Annotated in this window: 15 protein-coding genes; 4 read left to right on the top strand and 11 right to left on the bottom strand. The window is 58.4% G+C overall.

The window, feature by feature from the left end; genetic code table 11:
* From ABID19_RS14770 to ABID19_RS14760, 3 genes are read right to left on the bottom strand one after another with little or no spacing between them, the layout of a single operon-like run.
* Positions 1 to 912 (bottom strand): hypothetical protein, encoded by a 912-nt coding sequence (locus ABID19_RS14770; protein ID WP_354491513.1) that lies wholly within the window; start codon positions 910 to 912, stop codon positions 1 to 3.
* Positions 885 to 1,556, bottom strand: coding sequence for a hypothetical protein (locus tag ABID19_RS14765; RefSeq protein WP_354491511.1), 672 nt, complete (start codon positions 1,554 to 1,556; stop codon positions 885 to 887). Before ABID19_RS14765 ends, ABID19_RS14770 begins: the two co-directional genes overlap by 28 nt.
* Positions 1,553 to 3,682: an N-6 DNA methylase gene (locus ABID19_RS14760; protein ID WP_354491509.1), complete on the bottom strand. Its 2,130-nt coding sequence runs from the start codon at positions 3,680 to 3,682 to the stop codon at positions 1,553 to 1,555. Before ABID19_RS14760 ends, ABID19_RS14765 begins: the two co-directional genes overlap by 4 nt.
* A 404-nt stretch (positions 3,683 to 4,086) precedes the next feature.
* Here ABID19_RS14760 and ABID19_RS14755 point away from each other — a divergent pair, with 404 nt between their 5' ends.
* Positions 4,087 to 4,752 carry a hypothetical protein gene (locus ABID19_RS14755; RefSeq protein WP_354491507.1) on the top strand — a complete coding sequence of 222 codons (666 nt, stop codon included), beginning with the start codon at positions 4,087 to 4,089 and terminating at the stop codon, positions 4,750 to 4,752.
* Positions 4,753 to 4,780: 28 nt separating this feature from the next.
* Here ABID19_RS14755 and ABID19_RS14750 read toward each other — a convergent pair whose 3' ends face one another.
* Genes ABID19_RS14750 through ABID19_RS14735 form a run of 4 tightly spaced genes read right to left on the bottom strand, consistent with a single transcriptional unit; the run spans position 4,781 to position 7,920 of the window.
* On the bottom strand, positions 4,781 to 5,503 hold the full coding sequence (locus ABID19_RS14750) for a DUF6602 domain-containing protein (protein WP_354491505.1): 723 nt from the start codon (positions 5,501 to 5,503) through the stop codon (positions 4,781 to 4,783).
* The gene (locus ABID19_RS14745) at positions 5,503 to 6,441 is read right to left on the bottom strand and encodes an AAA family ATPase (protein ID WP_354491504.1); all 939 of its coding nucleotides are present in this window, start codon (positions 6,439 to 6,441) and stop codon (positions 5,503 to 5,505) included. Before ABID19_RS14745 ends, ABID19_RS14750 begins: the two co-directional genes overlap by 1 nt.
* On the bottom strand, positions 6,441 to 6,950 hold the full coding sequence (locus ABID19_RS14740) for an HORMA-1 domain-containing protein (protein ID WP_354491502.1): 510 nt from the start codon (positions 6,948 to 6,950) through the stop codon (positions 6,441 to 6,443). The genes ABID19_RS14745 and ABID19_RS14740 overlap by 1 nt, the downstream gene beginning before the upstream one ends.
* Positions 6,951 to 6,954: 4 nt before the next feature.
* On the bottom strand, positions 6,955 to 7,920 hold the full coding sequence (locus ABID19_RS14735) for a CBASS oligonucleotide cyclase (RefSeq protein ID WP_354491500.1): 966 nt from the start codon (positions 7,918 to 7,920) through the stop codon (positions 6,955 to 6,957).
* Between the two features lie 99 nt (positions 7,921 to 8,019).
* Between ABID19_RS14735 and ABID19_RS14730 the strand changes: the two genes are divergently transcribed.
* Positions 8,020 to 8,370: a helix-turn-helix domain-containing protein gene (locus ABID19_RS14730; protein WP_354491498.1), complete on the top strand. Its 351-nt coding sequence runs from the start codon at positions 8,020 to 8,022 to the stop codon at positions 8,368 to 8,370.
* A 3-nt stretch (positions 8,371 to 8,373) separates the two neighbouring features.
* Entirely contained in the window at positions 8,374 to 9,255 is an 882-nt protein-coding gene (locus ABID19_RS14725; protein ID WP_354491496.1) for an ImmA/IrrE family metallo-endopeptidase, read from the top strand.
* Here the strand turns inward: ABID19_RS14725 and ABID19_RS14720 are convergent.
* From ABID19_RS14720 to ABID19_RS14705, 4 genes are all read right to left on the bottom strand, one after another.
* Complete coding sequence (locus ABID19_RS14720) at positions 9,239 to 10,336, bottom strand: hypothetical protein (protein WP_354491495.1); 1,098 nt, start codon at positions 10,334 to 10,336, stop codon at positions 9,239 to 9,241. The genes ABID19_RS14725 and ABID19_RS14720 overlap by 17 nt on opposite strands.
* A 763-nt stretch (positions 10,337 to 11,099) precedes the next feature.
* Positions 11,100 to 11,354: a hypothetical protein gene (locus ABID19_RS14715; RefSeq protein WP_354491494.1), complete on the bottom strand. Its 255-nt coding sequence runs from the start codon at positions 11,352 to 11,354 to the stop codon at positions 11,100 to 11,102.
* A 382-nt stretch (positions 11,355 to 11,736) separates the two neighbouring features.
* Positions 11,737 to 12,513 (bottom strand): exodeoxyribonuclease III, encoded by a 777-nt coding sequence (gene xth / locus ABID19_RS14710; protein ID WP_354491492.1) that lies wholly within the window; start codon positions 12,511 to 12,513, stop codon positions 11,737 to 11,739.
* Between the two features lie 19 nt (positions 12,514 to 12,532).
* Positions 12,533 to 12,715, bottom strand: a complete 183-nt coding sequence (locus ABID19_RS14705; RefSeq protein WP_354491491.1) for a DUF3606 domain-containing protein — start codon at positions 12,713 to 12,715, stop codon at positions 12,533 to 12,535.
* A gap of 130 nt (positions 12,716 to 12,845) precedes the next feature.
* Between ABID19_RS14705 and ligD the strand changes: the two genes are divergently transcribed.
* Positions 12,846 to 14,771: a DNA ligase D gene (gene ligD, locus ABID19_RS14700; RefSeq protein ID WP_354491489.1), complete on the top strand. Its 1,926-nt coding sequence runs from the start codon at positions 12,846 to 12,848 to the stop codon at positions 14,769 to 14,771.
* Positions 14,772 to 14,781 lie beyond the last annotated feature (10 nt).

Here is a 14,781-nt window from a genome sequence, read left to right as displayed (position 1 = left end):
TCACTTAGCTCGCAAAGTCTCTAAGGCGATATTCACAACTGCGTCTCGGGTGCGACGGTCAGATACTCCAGTGAGGAAACGCTCCGCCGCTCGCTTGAACTCGCCATCCCAACGCTGCACGGCGCTCTGCCATTCTGTCGTTAAGCGCTGCAGCCGCTGTCCGACAGGGAGTTCGATCTCTTTCGCGGTGGGTTCCAACAAAAGTATGGCCCGTACCAAGCTGGCCGCCTCAAGGCTTCCCGTCTTCGCTACAAGCGTGCCTCCTGCGGAAACCTCCCCAAGGTCGAACAGTTCAGCCCCGATCAGCAAGGGCCCCTCTACAGGCGCGATTATCGAGATTTTAGAGGTTGCCTCCCCGGCATTTCTAAAGGCGCGCGGATCCGGATAAGCGGGCATGGCGCCAACTATGCGAGACGCATAGGCTTCGACACTAGCAGCGACGTTGGTTGCCTTGCGGCGACTGATTTTGGCATCCGCGACTGAGAGCTTGCGTTCAACCCGTTCGCCCGCAAGGGCACGGAGTTCCTGCTCCAGGAGCAAAACAGCGTTGGCCGGATCGGAGAATCCGCAGGCGCGCAGATAAGCGGTATCGAATGCAAGCCTCTCCGCTGTGCCCAGTTCCTCAAGGCTTGGTCCCGAACCGCATCCGGCTAGCTCGGCGAAGGCTTTCAAGGCCTCGGCCTTCCTTTTGGCGCTAACTGTCGAAGGGTTAGCCAGCAAGATTCCTCGGTAGTCGGGTATCTTGACCTTGAGTACACCGTCGCCGTGCTGCGAGCGTCCTCTCAGTTCGACTTGATACCATCCGAGCAGGCTATTCAGGCCGGCATGGATGAACGCCGCGTCTTGGTCGTCAGATGGGGTGAAAGAATACAAAGTATCGATGATCACACTGGTGTCAGCGGCATCAACCATGGTGAAGACGTAACGCCGGTCATGGTGTTCGGGAAGAACAATCCGCGTTGCAGCAGCGGCGTCCGATTGGAGCGAGTACCAATATGGTTTCCTGTTTTGACCTGGCTCCGTTTCGCCGGGATGCCCCCTTTGAGCGGGTCGCTGGAGTTATTGTAGGCGACGGTTTCACCGCGCTTCAGGTAAGCCAATGCCCCAGTGGCTGATTTCGCATCCAGCGCCTCTTTCGAATCTCTGACATCGAAAAGGCGCATCTGTGATCGCCGCAGCGAAAACGCGCTTTCCAGGCTGTCTGGGCCTTTGAGAATAGGCTTAAGGAACTCGCGCTCTATCTTGCAGACAAAATCCATGCCGTCGACCACTGCGGCTACCCGTTTCATATCCGACCGGGTCAGGTGAAGCCGGGCTGGAACCTGGTCGAATGGAAGCTCACGAACAATGAAGTAGGCGTTCGCTCTTGGGACCACACCGCTGTGCAACTTCCCCATTTCGCCTAGCGAACTCAGCTGTTGACCAGATGCCAGAGCTGCAAGCTCATCCTTCAAGCTCGGATTCGACCGGAGCAATTGTCCCCACCGGACGCTGACGGCGCCCGGCGCATAGGAAGCCTTGTCAACAAGCCGCTCTAAGATAGCTGCAGTGCTCATTCGTCTTCCTCCAACAGGTCCGGGCCTTCATCCGCCTCCGTGAGTGTCAGCCCCCCGTCCACGCCCTGGGCAACCCGGTTGATTTGCATTCGCGGGTCGAGCACATCAATGGGGCCATCCAACATGTCATCAAGGAAACTCTCAATCGCGTCACGGCGATCTGCCGCGCCTGGACTTGGCATGATCTGAGCTAGGGGGCGACGCAGACGAACGAAACGTATTTCGTTGGCTTCGCGCGTCGCGGTGTCGTTTTCGCGTTCAAGGAGAAGAAGGATGGTATTCGTGTCGGCTTCTGGAAACCACCGTTCAACGATGGAATCCACTACTCCCCGTATCCGATAGTGGCGCCCCAGAAACCTTATCAGCGGAATACCGTAGTCAGAAAACAGCATCCCCGATGAGACCACGAAAGCGAGCCGGCCGCCTTGCCGAAGAAAGCTGGTAGCGTGGACAATGAACCATAGGTAGGCATCGCTCTTCCCGCTAAACTTAGGAAGGAGCAACGTGGCATCCTTTGCCAACGCATTCACGATGGTGTCCAGGTTGGTGAGGTGCCTGTAAGAGATATACGGTGGGTTCCCTACTACGGCATCAAAGGCCTCGGGGATCGACAGTCGGCCCAAAATGCCAGGGATTTCGAGATGGGTCTTCAATCCTGGTCGAAGCTCGAAGAAGTCCTTGAGTAGCACGCGCGGGTAAGCGGCAGCTTCGTGGGTGTCGCTGGTTGCAAGGGTGACCGTGCTCAATTCCGCTGCGAATGCTGTAATTTCACAGCCCCAGATATCTGAGAGTGTTCTCTCGTGCGAAGCCCCAAGAGCTCGCTTCCTTGCGTACGCCGAACGGAGGAAACTCCCCCCGCCGGTGGCCGGGTCCAGCACCAGATCACCCGGACCTCTGACTCCGAAAGTGATCAGGATGTCTACGACGTCCTCGGGCGTATAGAATTGGCCCAGTTGATGGCGGAACCGCTCTTCGACGATAACCTCGTACAAGAGACCTACGATGTTCTGCGAAATACTCAGCCAGGACGCCCCGGAGACTGCATCAAGCAGCTCGCTCCAAGCCTTACCGACCCAACATTCTCGGGCTTCGACCAGGCCCTCCGGGTCAGTGAAGAGCAGGTCGACAAATGGCTCAGGCAGGAATGCGGTTTCGAAGTCGCCCGACCGCCTGATCGCTAGCGAAAACGCACTGTCGAGCTGTGCTCGGATGGCCTGTGGGTCCGTGGAGTTCGCGGACAGCGTCAGTGCGTCGAGCGTGAAGGGTTCCGTTCGCCGGGGGCCGGAGTCTTCGAGCACACGATAGAGAACAAGCTTCTGCGCGACCACAAAAGCGCCAAATCTCAAGATTTGAACCACTTCTTCCATGAAGCGTGAAGGCAGGGCCGGGTTGAGGGTGGCGGGGAAGTTAAAGGAAGCAGCTGCCTCAGTTCGTACTTCCTCAATCAAGGCTGGATCCGCCGCCAGACGCCGCATGACCCTCTGGGCAGCTTCCGACGATATTGCGAAAATGCCATCCCTCAATGCCACCACGTCAGCCGAAGTGACCGACGGTCTTCTTCGCTCGACAGCCGCCAACCTGTTCTCCAGGCGGTCAAGGAAGCGTGTCCATTCCTCCCGGATCTTTTCCCGGTAAGCCGGAGCCTCGGAAGAATTCTTTATCGGAGCGAGCTCAACGAAATCAACTTCTTGATCTTCCTCGCTTGGCGTAGCAGCGACCTCGTACAGAGCGACCTGAGCAATATTGCAGGTGAAGTAATAGGGCAGCCCACGGGCCAGCGCTTTTCGCCGCGCGTCAGCCCGGAGTGCCTCGCTACGAACGTCGCGGCCCTCGGGAACTTCCGGTCGCTTAAGCTCTCCGCTCGCGAGTTTCCGACCTCGGGGGCTGTTGAACCTGATATCGCAGCGCCGGACAGTCCCTTTTTCATCAACCTGACGTTCTTCGATCGCGGCTGCGGCGACGAGCGTGACCTCTCCCGCTGTGTCTCTCGCTGCGGTCCTGACTGCCGTGAATTCTGCCAACCACCCGGCAAAAGTAAGCTCATTCATGGTGGCAATTGGCATTACAGAATTAATCCCTTGATATTGAACGGTTTCAGCCTTCACGCGCATCGCGTTGAGGCTCAACCTTGGTTGATCCTGACTTTAGGTGCTTTGCGATTCCGCGGCTAGCGGAACGCCTACACTATGAGCGCTCCAAATCGAAGCCCTGCGTCTCGACCATCCGGCATCTACACCCGATAGAGACCGGATCCGCATGTGATTGCATTCTATGGGTTAACGATCAAAACGAACGCGCAGGCGTCGCCCCCTCGCGGAAAGCGCCCTCTCGCCGCTCTCTAGGTCTCACACGGCTTTCCGGATTTCCGCGTTTTCCGGCCCGACCGCGACATAAGTAGAGGCGGTAGACCACCCGATGGGGGGGCCAAGTCCAGCCACAATACGAATCGACAACCTCCTGAAGTCCATAGCTAGCAATCGCATCGCCACTGGCTTCTATGATACTGTGCTTGCGAAAGGAAGAAACACTCGTGACCGACGACCCAGGCCCGATCATGCCGCCTAAATCTCAGCCGCGCCGCGCACTCCTGCGTGGCACAGCTGAAGGCGTGGTGGAACTCATTCCCGGAGCAGGTCTGCTGACAAATATCTTGGCCGTCACGCATCCACCGGCTGAAGAGGTCGAGAGACAACGTTGGGAGCAGGACATCAGTCGTCGTTCGAACGAGCAGGATGAATTGCTGAAGCGGGTCGTCAGTGCATTTCTGCGGATGCAAGCCAATCATCACCGTGCGAACGAGGCAAGACAATTATCCTTTGTTCGGGGTGGAATGATCACCACGCTTGAGGCTGTGGTCCGTGAGGGCCTTCTGCCGGATCTCCAAGTCGAACTGCGTGAGAAGCTTGAGGCGACTGCTACGGATGTTGACGATTTGCTTCAGGGCCTCGACGCTGCGCTTACAGGCATGAGCGGTGACGACAAGAGCAAAGAATTTTCGGAAACGCTTTTCGATGCCGTGTTCGGATCGTTCGGGAGGTCAACCATTCGAGGGGATATCAGCTACCTATTGCGGTCCGGCAATGCTTCCACGGACGTCCAGAAACGGCTTGCGCAAAATATCTGCGATAAAATCGATCGATTCAACGATAACCTCGCAAAGTTGAGCAACTACGCTGCAGCTTCGGCAAACCTCTAAATTGCTCTTTGATGGCACTCCGTGCCGGCTACTTGGCCAACCATTCAGCATAAGCGCGGATATCAATCATCGGTACGGTCCCGCTGAATTGCAGCTGGGCGATCAGGTCAAACAGGAATGCGGTCGCCGGACGATTAGCCGGGATGAGCTGATAATCGGCAATGCTGCTGTCGTACCGGAAGTTGCCATGAGCTGCCACACAGCCCATGTTCAGGCGCTGGTCACCATTCCCCTTGCCAAGGGCCTTCTGAAGCGCCACGCCGAGGGGCGGTGTCCAATCGCTGTCAAAGGTTAGAATGCCGCCCAGAATCGGGATTGGGGACTTCGCTGGATACGTGCCCCCGGCATGCGGAATCGGCAAGCTTGTCCGATGAAGCTTGCGAACCGACTCGACCTTCTTCTGGGCATACTCGACCTGTTCGGCGTTGATCGCCTGCTTCGCCTCGAATACCCCATAGACGCTTTCGGCAGGAACGATGATCTGCCCCTCGTACTTGAAGATGAACGGCGAGTACTGGCGATCGAAGATGACGATATCGATCTGGTCGCTGAATTTGTCGTTGCTGTCGACCACATGCGCCGTCTCTGCCTGGTAGCGCTGCGGCAGATAGGTCTGGAGCAGCTTCAACCATACGGCCTCACTGGCGTTGCCTTTGGTGACAGGATGTCCGAAGACGGCCCGCGTCGTCTCCAGTTTCTGCTGCATCTCGTTGTGCAGACCCTCGAGAAGCCTTGGCAGCGACCAGCTCATTAAACAGCTCCATCCTGGAATGGCGGTGTCGCCGCCATCAGCACAGCAATTTCAACTGCTCGGGCAGGCCTAACGGGGTTGCGCGGATAGGCATCGAGCACGATCGACGGCAGCAGTCTCTGGATGATGTCAGAAAACGTGAACCCGAGTGGGCTGTCTTTGCGCGACCCTGTAGCCACGACGAGTTTCTCGATGTCGCCGGGTGAGAAAGCAAGTTCTGACAAGGCGGTAGTCAACAGTGCGCGGCGCTGATCCGCGTTGGGACGGCCGAATGCCAATATGTCTGCGGCCCGCCGCTTCACAGCCGGGTCGAGCGCGCTCAGGCGGTTCGTGCACATGATCACTGCCGCCGGAAGTGCAGCACTGGCAATCCGGTCAATGCCACGGATAAAGGCATTTACACCCGCACGATCCTCGTGGTGCATCTGAGCGTTTTCGCGGGACTGTGCGAGGGCGTCGGCTTCGTCAACCAGCAGGATAATGCCGCCACGTGCGCGCCCGGACGCACCTTTCAGCTTTGTTGCTTCCGAGATGGCATAATCGAACGCCGACGTGATCAACTGGGTCATCTCGCCGACACGACCCTGTCCCCGAGCCGATAGGCTTAGGGGGAGCAAGGTTATTTCGATATCCTCCTGGCGTGCCACGGCGTCACCGATAGTCTCTGCCAGTTCAGTTTTCCCTGAGCCCACATCGCCGGCAAGCACCACCAGCGGCGGGCGCCGCAGAACGGTCGTCAATAGCGCTTTCATTTGTGGATGGTTCTGCTTCGCCCAGGTTTCCAGACCAGTGGGATTGACGAGGAGAGAGAGAACCTTGGTAAGCCGGGTTTTCTGATCGTCTAGCCCGACGAGGCGCGAAAGCCTGTCGCGCGCCGAAAAGTCCGGGTAAGTGATTCGGCGTTCGAAAATGCCTTCGGTGATCGTGATCGCGTTCATCAGAATGTCCTTACTGTTGATCGGTTCAGGGCACGGCCACCGGCTGAATAGACGCGGTCATCACTGAAGTATCCCGAAACCCCCGGCTGCTCGGCTCCTCCCCTGATGAAGGGCAGGCCGAGCGCCTCACGCTCGGATGTCGACAGGGCGAAGTACGCACTTGTAAAGGTCATGTACGAGTAGAAGGAGGCGCTGGCGATGTCGGCGCCCGGTCGGATCTTGCCCGGATCGTCGTCGACACCGCCGACGCCGCTCAACTCCTGCGCGGTGTATCTGAGGGTGGGTTCAATCCAGGCGTCGCCCCGCTTGAAACCGTAGGTCACGGTCTCGACCAGTTTCTTTTTCAGCATGACCACGATCTCCTGCTCGAACTCGCTGATCTTGGAATCCGAGGGGACGCCATAGAACCGCTGCATCCGCTTCAGGTCGGTGGCGACCTTTGCCGCAATGTGCTGGGCATGGGTGACGGTAAAAGTCGTGGTGTCGGTATAGGTGAAACTCTGTGTCATGGGTTTATACCTGAAATGCCGAGCCGAAAACTTTTTGCCAGTAGTAGACAGTTTCGCCCTTGGTGGGCGCCGCCCGTGCCGCGTCGATGGCGTCGCCAGCGTCCAGCGCGGCTTCGACGATCGCGTCGACATTCTGGGCGCTATAGAGGCGGCTGACATTGTTTAGGGCGTTAACCGGGTCGATGATCTGCATCGGCTCGGCGAAACTGCCGACGGTTGAAGGCTTGTAGTAGTCAGCGAAAACGATCTTCTCGCGCAGGTTGCTGGTTGCGATGTAGGTGAAGAACGCCTGCAAGGCCTCAGGATAATTTGAGAAATCAGCACCTTTGTCCTGCAGGTGCGCGAGGATCATCTCAACCATGAAGGACTTGAAGCGAAAGCCGTCTCGCTCCCGTTTCATCACCCGGGTCCAGAACTTCGCCAGCCGCACCACTTGGGCGAAATGCGTCTCCTGTGCCGTCTTGCGCTTGCGGGCAAACTCCAGATGGAGCGGAATGCTTGTCTTCAGGAAGGTGCCGTCATCCTGGCTCACCAGGTTGCCGTACCACTGCAAATCCCCGTCATACAGGATCGGCACCACGTCAACGTCAAGGCCGGAACCGCGAAACGATACGCTCACACTATAGGTCTGCGGCTGGACCTGGTCAGGGCTGAAATTGGGGAAGGCCTTTCGAAGCCGCTCGGCAAGATACTGAAGCAAGGCCTGAACATCGTTCGGCGCGTTTGCCCCGCTGATGTAGCAGGCCACGTCAATGTCATTCAGGGAACGCAATGCGGTCCCTTTGGCCAGACTGCCCGACAGCATCATCTTACGGAGGGTAAAGTCAGGATGCTCGGACAGGTAGCCCTCAAGCTTTTCCCGAAGCCGGCGCGCCTGGGCGCGATACTCGTCCGCCTGCTCCTTCGGCAGGTTAACTTTCTCGGCCGCGAAGCGGACCAGGTCCGCGTGGGCAACGTGCTGCAAACTCATAATGTGACTTTCCCTTCCCTTGTCGAACAAGACATGAGATATATGTCTACATATATGAGACCTATCGCAGGTCGTCAAGTTAAACATGCCGGAGTAGACATGACCGACCAACCTCTTCCCTCCGTAATGTTTCAGCAGCGGTTGCGCCGTGCGCGTGAAATCCGCGGCTGGAGCCAAAGCGAACTCGCAACGCAGGCGGGGATGCCTGCCAGCTCAATTGCCCACTTCGAGACTGGCACGCGGAAACCTTCTTTTGACACGTTGAGACGCCTTGCTAACGCCCTGGACATGACGACCGACTTCCTTCTGGGGCGCGTCGAGGAACCCGGCCTTGCCGAGGCAGGCGATCCTCTTTTCCGGGACGTGGGCAAACTCACTGGCAACGACCGGGAGATCGCCCGTGACTTTCTCAAGCTCCTGTCGGAGCGCAACGCCAAGAAAGGCGAGTAGCTGATGAGCCGATTCCGCCTTCTGCTCGCCAGACAGGAGGCGGAGCGGTTTCTGTCCGAAGAAGGCATTACGACGTTGCCTGTGGATCCGTTCGCGATAGCGGCGAGTCGCGACATAGTCGTCCAAGCCAAGCCGCCGGAAGTCGAAGGCGTATCCGGGATGCTGCAGCGCTTCGGGAACACGTTCGGAATCATTTACGCTACGAGCATTGCGTCGAAGGGATTCCAGCGGTTTTCCGTCAGCCATGAGCTCGGTCATTACTTTCTCCCAGGCCACCTTGACCACGTGCTGCCGGGTGACGGGGTTCATGTTTCGAGAGCCGGTTTTGTGACCGAAAACTCTTATGAACTGGAAGCCGATCATTTTGCAGCGGGCCTGCTTATGCCGACCGTCCCTTTCAGAAATGCGGTGAAGGGTCGGGATCCGTCGCTTGCCCTTGTTCAGGAGATGGCCCAACTTTGCGAGACCTCCTTGACGGCAACCGCTATCCGATTGGCTGAACTGACTGACGCGGCCGTTGCGGTGATCCTGAGCACCGGTCGGTTTGTCGATTACTGCTACCGGTCGGAGGCGATGAAATCGCTTCCGAAACTCGATTGGATCCACAAGGGATCGTCCGTCCCAGCTGGCACGGCAGCCCTCCAGCTTGCGTCTGATCCAAAACGTGTCCTCGCGGGAGAAGTCATAACCGGCGAAATCGATATCCGGGACTGGTTCGGTGGCCCCCAAGCAGCTTGGGTATCCGAGGAAGCTATCGGACTTGGCAGCTATGGAAAGGTGCTGACGATCCTCAGTTCCACTTCAATCGGTGAGCCGGACGAGGTCACCGAAGAAGACGAGGAACGTGATCTGGTCGAGAGCTGGACGCCTAGGTTTCGGCGTTAGCGGTTGCACCCGAGGGTACCGTGGGCTTTTCAGTAGCCAAGTCGATACCGAAATGCGTCTCCGCAAACCGGAGCAGGCAATAGCGCATAATCCTTTCAAGGCCCACGAAGGTCGGCGCCATCTGAAGCGTGCGGCTAAACTCCTTGTCCGCGACGACGGGCCGGCCAAGTTGCACCTCGTCATTGCTTCTTCCCGGACTTATCCACCTGCCAAATGATTCTCCGGAGTGCACATATTTGCTGCGGAGATCGTAGGCAGCGGCGAGGCGATCCCCGATGTTTTCGTGCTTGAGCCGGCCGTAGCCATGTTCGGCTTCTGTTCGACCGAAAAAATCGCTGTCTAGGAAGGAGTTGAGGACATGCTTGAAGCGGCGTTTCACCTGATAAAGGCGTGAGCGCAGGAATCGAGCGGCTGCTCCACGGTCAGCGAGAGCGGTAGTTACCTGGTCAAGTACGGCTTTCAGTTGCTCATCCAGCAGGTCGACGTCGGAGACGTCTTCCGCACCTGCAAGAATCTCCCCTGCCATCGTAAGATGCAAGTAGGCTACCTCCGGGTCGCTATCAACATTGCGGACGGCCCGGTAGTAAAACTGGCAAGCCGCGTTGAACCGGCGCAGGACATCGACATTGTCGGTCTCGCCGTGAAGCAGCTTATGGATCCGTTGAACCTCGGTGAAATTAAGGGGAACCGGAATATCTACCCGAGGAAGATCGCTATTATGCGGACTGCTGATCCGGTAGGGGACGCCGTAGGCGCTGGCATCTGGCAAACCAAACCTTCCGTGGGATTCCACAATGCCAAGGCTGTCAAAGCGCTTGCCAAAGAGAACAGCCAGATAGGCGCCGACGTGATCTCCAACATGTTCGTAGTTAGGTATAACTGTCCCAACGACCTTCGGTGGCTCTGGGGCTTCGAAGGAAATAACCAAGGCGGTTCGCTTGGAAGACCCGACGACAGTTGTGCGCATCATATCAGGCCACGCCAGATTTATGGCAATCCCGTCAGCTTCGTACTCTCCCACAAACCTGGCGGTCGAAGAGATCAGGAGGCGATGGATGGTCGGGTCCGGCCGAAGTGTCATGGGACTATTCTTACACATCTTGGATTATGGCGTCATGCTCCTAGCCTGCAATCTGGGGCGGTTACATGAAAGTTACATGGTGAAGACCTTACAGCCATGAACCCGTCTAAGTATCTGAATAAATTGGTGGGCGGCACAGGATTCGAACCCGTGACCCCTACAGTGTGAATCTGGCGGTCAGGAGTTCGATTCTCTTCGGAGCGCCATTCCATCCGGTAGAACGGAAATTCGTTTGAACCTTTGAATACCTGCCGACGAACTCAGGGGTTGCTACGAAACCGCCGCAACCGTCTATTAAGCAGTCCTGCGGTCCGACGGAACGGGTTTGTCAGTCTCATCCGTGTTCGGCGGGTTGCCTGCGACGCTATGTTGAACGTTTTGGCGCCACGCTAGTCTAGATGACGAGCAGTCGAGGCCCGCCCAGATCGATCCATTCCGGCAAGTTTGACGATATCCCCGATCAGCCACGTGCAGTTATCATCTATCGGCGACCGCCAGACGATCCTGCTCTTTCAAACCCGGCCGCCGGGGATGATTCTAACGTCCGGATTGTGATCGCTGCAGACATCGAACCCGCCGTGACAGGGCCCAGAAGGCAGAAGGCGATTTGTTCCACAATAAGCATCTCGATGGTGCCTATGGTTAGGTCATCGTCGACCCATCGTACCGACGGCAGCAGTGGCAAGACAAGCGACTGATTGGAACGGTGGACATGCGGCGCATACCAGACGTTCAGCAGCTGACTGTCCGCGCGCCGGTCATATCATTTCTTCCACATCGTCGATCGGAGAACAGCCTGCATGTGCTCTGCGAGGTCGAGTTCGCCGCGCGCCTCGATCTCTAAAAGATATCTGGCCTTGGCCAGACGATCCCCTTCCCCAACCGAGGAATAGTCGCAGATCGCGAGCAGCGCCCTCTCCTCCTCTCGGCTGACTCTGGCGGAGTCGCTTCTGCCACTGCCTATTTCGTGCAAGGCTTCGACGAAGGACAAGTATGCTGTCTTGTGCACGTCAATCATCGTTCGCAATCTATTGGACGGTTCTGGGTCTTGGCCCGTCGGCTCTTTGCCGAGTGCAGTTGCCGCAACCGTCGAGGCGACGGCTGCGCTGCCGGAGTGGAAGAGCAAGGCGCGGCGGTTGATCCTGGACGTGGCGAACTCTCCATTTGCTTCGAGGCTGTCGAACGGTGACGTAACGCGATCAGACCCTAACACTCAGGTTTGCACATTCGTGTCAGGATGGAAGGTAATGTCAGCCGGCGTTCAGTACGGCTGGGCGATGCGCAGCGCCCGCTCTCGGACAGATGGCGCTGCCTTACAGGACAGGGTAACTCGCTGCCGTGACTCGCCAAGAGCCCGCAGCCGTTCCCGTTCTTCAGCTTTCAAGCATCCCGGTTGGCGGCTATTCAAGCTCGATCCACGCTGGCGCATGATCGCTTGGCTTCTCCCACCCTCGCAACTCGACCTCCACCCCCGCTCCGCGGAGCTTGTGTAGCAGCGACGGACTCACCAGCAGATGGTCCATACGCAGGCCCGAACTCCTATCGTAGCCGCCTCCATAAGAGAAATTCCAATAGGTGTAGACGCCCTTCTCCGGATGGATGCGCCGAACCGCATCGATCCACCCATCCTCGAGCATCTCGGCATAGGCTTGCCGGCTCTCAGGGAAGTAAACCGCGTCGCCCAGCCATCGTCGGGGCGCCACGGCGTCAATCGGAGTTGGAACGACGTTGTAGTCTCCACACAGCACAGTCGGCGCGCCCCCGTTGAGCAGGTCCTGGCCGTAGCTGGTCAGGCGGTCGAACCAGCGCAGCTTGTAATCGAATTTGGGACCAGGCGCCGGATTCCCATTTGGCAGGTAGAGACAGCCAACAATGAGCCCGTTCACGTCGGCTTCGATGTAGCGGCTATGGGTGTCATCAGGATCGCCAGGCAAGCCGCGCCGGCGTTCGACCGGGTCCGTCCCTCGAGTTAGGATGGCCACTCCGTTGTAGGATTTCTGGCCATGCCAGATGGCGCCGTACCCTGCCTCGCGGATCGCGACGGCCGGAAATTTGTCGTCGGACGTTTTCAGTTCCTGGAGGCAGACGATGTCGTAGTTGGTAGCCGCGAGCCACTTGAGGAGCACGGGCAGCCGGCCATTGACGCCGTTCACATTGAAGGTGGCGATGCGAACCATCTGCCCTCCCGGCCGTGGCTCACTTCTTACCGAGCTTGTCCTCAACCTTCTTTCGACTGTTGCCGACCGATTTCACGGCCGACTTGACGTCAGCCTTGCTCGACCCAGTTTTGCCCGCCTCGTACTTCACCTCATGGTCCTGCCCGCCGGCGACCTTTGCGCGGTCCTGGCTGCGCCCGCGAGTTGTTTGAGTAGTGGCCATTTCTTCCTCCAGGGATTGCGTTCCAATTCCCAATAACGCGGCCGGACTCTTCCGGTTCAATTCATCGGCGCGCAGAGTGGAACTGAAACCATGGCAGAGTATTGAATCGTACTATGCATTCGAGTTCCGCATGTCGGCAGTAGAGGCCGCCCTCAGCAAGAAGCGCTCACGGCGCAGGGACTCGGAATCTACCCCGCGATACCCTCTACCCAAATTTCGTCCGTTTCAGCTCTGCACGCTGACCGACGATATACCGGTTGGCGCCAACTGGCTCTTCGAAATGAAGTTCGATGGCTATCGCGCACAACTCGCGATCTCGGGATCGGAGGTCGTCGTCTACACGCGCAACGGCCATGACTGGACCCGCCAGTTCAAGGTGATCCTGCCGCCGCTTCAGGCGCTCACCAAAGGCTCGGCGCTGATCGACGGCGAAATCGTGGCTATCGACAGCAAGGGCCGCAGCAACTTTTCCATGCTGAAAACCGGCATCGCCGCAGGCATGCCGCTCAAGTTCTACGCCTTCGACCTGCTGGAATTGAACGGCGAGGACCTCTCCAGCCGGCCCTTACTCGAGCGCAAGGAACTGCTTGCGGATCTTTTGGGCGAGAGGGACCCCGACGACATCCTGCAGTTCTCCAGCCATATCGCCGACAACGGGAAGAAGGTCTTCGATACAATGTGCGCCGGCGGCCACGAGGGCATCATCGCCAAGCGCGAGGACAGTCACTATGTCGGCGACCGCACCGCCAGCTGGCTCAAGATCAAGTGCACGAAACGACAGGAATTTGTGGTCGGCGGCTACCGCCCAAGCGACACCGGCCGCGGCATGGCCTCGCTAATCCTTGGCACTTATGAGAACGGCAAGCTGATCTACCGAGGCCGTGTTGGCACCGGGTTTACTCAGGCCATGCGCAGAACCATCCTCGTGCAGTTGGATAAACGCCGTCTCGACAAACCCGTCTTCGCGTCCGTGCCGCGCGACATTGCGCGCCGCGCAGTGTGGGTTAAGCCCGAGCTTGTTGCTGAGGTTACCTATTCCGAGGTGACCCCCGACGGCAGCCTGCGACATCCAAGCTTCGAGGGTATGCGTGAAGACAAGCGAGCCGATCAGGTAGTGATGGAAATGCCGAGGGCGCCGGCGACGCCTGGCTCCGCTGATCTCGATCCCGCGATCGGCAAGGAGATCGCAGCTGCGGTCGGCATCAAGCTCACGCATCCGGACAAGGTCATGTATCCCGGCACCAAGGTGACAAAGGCGACGCTCGCCGCGTACTACGCCGCGGTTGCCGAGAAGATGCTGCCGCACATCCAGGATCGGCCCCTTTCGCTGGTGCGCGACACCGACGGCGACCTGCAACAGACCTTCTTTCAGAAGCACAAGCTGCCAGGGATCCATGACGCCCAGTTGGAGAAGATGTCCGGCAAGGGGAGCCGCATTCTTTGGGTCGACGACCTGGCTGGGCTGATCGCCGGCGTCCAGATGAACGTGCTCGAATTCCACGTCTGGGGCAGCTTGCGCCAGCAGCCGAGCCTGCCGCACCGGATAATCTTCGACATCGACCCCGACGAGGGCCTGGGCTTTGGTGACGTCAAGCAGGCCGCGCTCGACATCCGCGGGGTTCTCGAGGCACTTGGACTCCAATCCTGGCCGCTGTTATCGGGTGGCAAGGGCGTTCACGTCGTCGTGCCACTCGTTCCCGAGGCTGACTGGGAAGCGGTGAAGGGCTTTTGCCAGGACTTCGCCGAACTGCTAGCCCGCACGGATCCGTCCCGCTTCGTCGCGAACATGAGCAAGGCGAGGCGCAAGGGCCGAATGTTCATCGACTATCTGCGCAACGGCCAGGGTGCGACGGCAATTTGCCCGTGGTCGACGCGGGCGCGATCCGGTGCGTCATGCGCCGTACCCGTCACTTGGGATAAACTGCCGACATTCAAAAGTGCCAGCGCATTTGACGTTTTCGCTGCCGCTGCTCGAGCCCAGCAGCCCGACCCTTGGGAAGGCTATTTCGACGTCGAACAAACGCTGACGGAGCGGATCCGAAAAGCGGTTCGATAGGTGCAGCCAG

Origin of the sequence: Mesorhizobium robiniae, assembly GCF_040545535.1 — a bacterium.
GTDB classification, from domain to species: Bacteria; Pseudomonadota; Alphaproteobacteria; order Rhizobiales; family Rhizobiaceae; genus Mesorhizobium; species Mesorhizobium robiniae.
The sequence above is the reverse complement of the archived record's forward strand: the minus strand, read 5'-3'. Positions and strand labels throughout refer to the sequence as shown.

Bases quoted from the DNA above. Each gene is read 5' to 3' on its own strand.
- ABID19_RS14725 (WP_354491496.1), top strand. From the start codon at position 8,374: ATGAGCCGATTCCGCCTTCTGCTCGCCAGACAGGAGGCGGAGCGGTTT.
- ABID19_RS14715 (WP_354491494.1), bottom strand. From the start codon at position 11,354: ATGATTGACGTGCACAAGACAGCATACTTGTCCTTCGTCGAAGCCTTG.
- ABID19_RS14770 (WP_354491513.1), bottom strand. From the start codon at position 912: ATGGTTGATGCCGCTGACACCAGTGTGATCATCGATACTTTGTATTCT.
- ligD (WP_354491489.1), top strand. From the start codon at position 12,846: ATGTCGGCAGTAGAGGCCGCCCTCAGCAAGAAGCGCTCACGGCGCAGG.
- ABID19_RS14705 (WP_354491491.1), bottom strand. From the start codon at position 12,715: ATGGCCACTACTCAAACAACTCGCGGGCGCAGCCAGGACCGCGCAAAG.
- ABID19_RS14720 (WP_354491495.1), bottom strand. From the start codon at position 10,336: ATGACACTTCGGCCGGACCCGACCATCCATCGCCTCCTGATCTCTTCG.
- xth (WP_354491492.1), bottom strand. From the start codon at position 12,513: ATGGTTCGCATCGCCACCTTCAATGTGAACGGCGTCAATGGCCGGCTG.
- ABID19_RS14750 (WP_354491505.1), bottom strand. From the start codon at position 5,503: ATGAGCTGGTCGCTGCCAAGGCTTCTCGAGGGTCTGCACAACGAGATG.
- ABID19_RS14765 (WP_354491511.1), bottom strand. From the start codon at position 1,556: ATGAGCACTGCAGCTATCTTAGAGCGGCTTGTTGACAAGGCTTCCTAT.
- ABID19_RS14735 (WP_354491500.1), bottom strand. From the start codon at position 7,920: ATGAGTTTGCAGCACGTTGCCCACGCGGACCTGGTCCGCTTCGCGGCC.
- ABID19_RS14730 (WP_354491498.1), top strand. From the start codon at position 8,020: ATGACCGACCAACCTCTTCCCTCCGTAATGTTTCAGCAGCGGTTGCGC.
- ABID19_RS14740 (WP_354491502.1), bottom strand. From the start codon at position 6,950: ATGACACAGAGTTTCACCTATACCGACACCACGACTTTTACCGTCACC.
- ABID19_RS14745 (WP_354491504.1), bottom strand. From the start codon at position 6,441: ATGAACGCGATCACGATCACCGAAGGCATTTTCGAACGCCGAATCACT.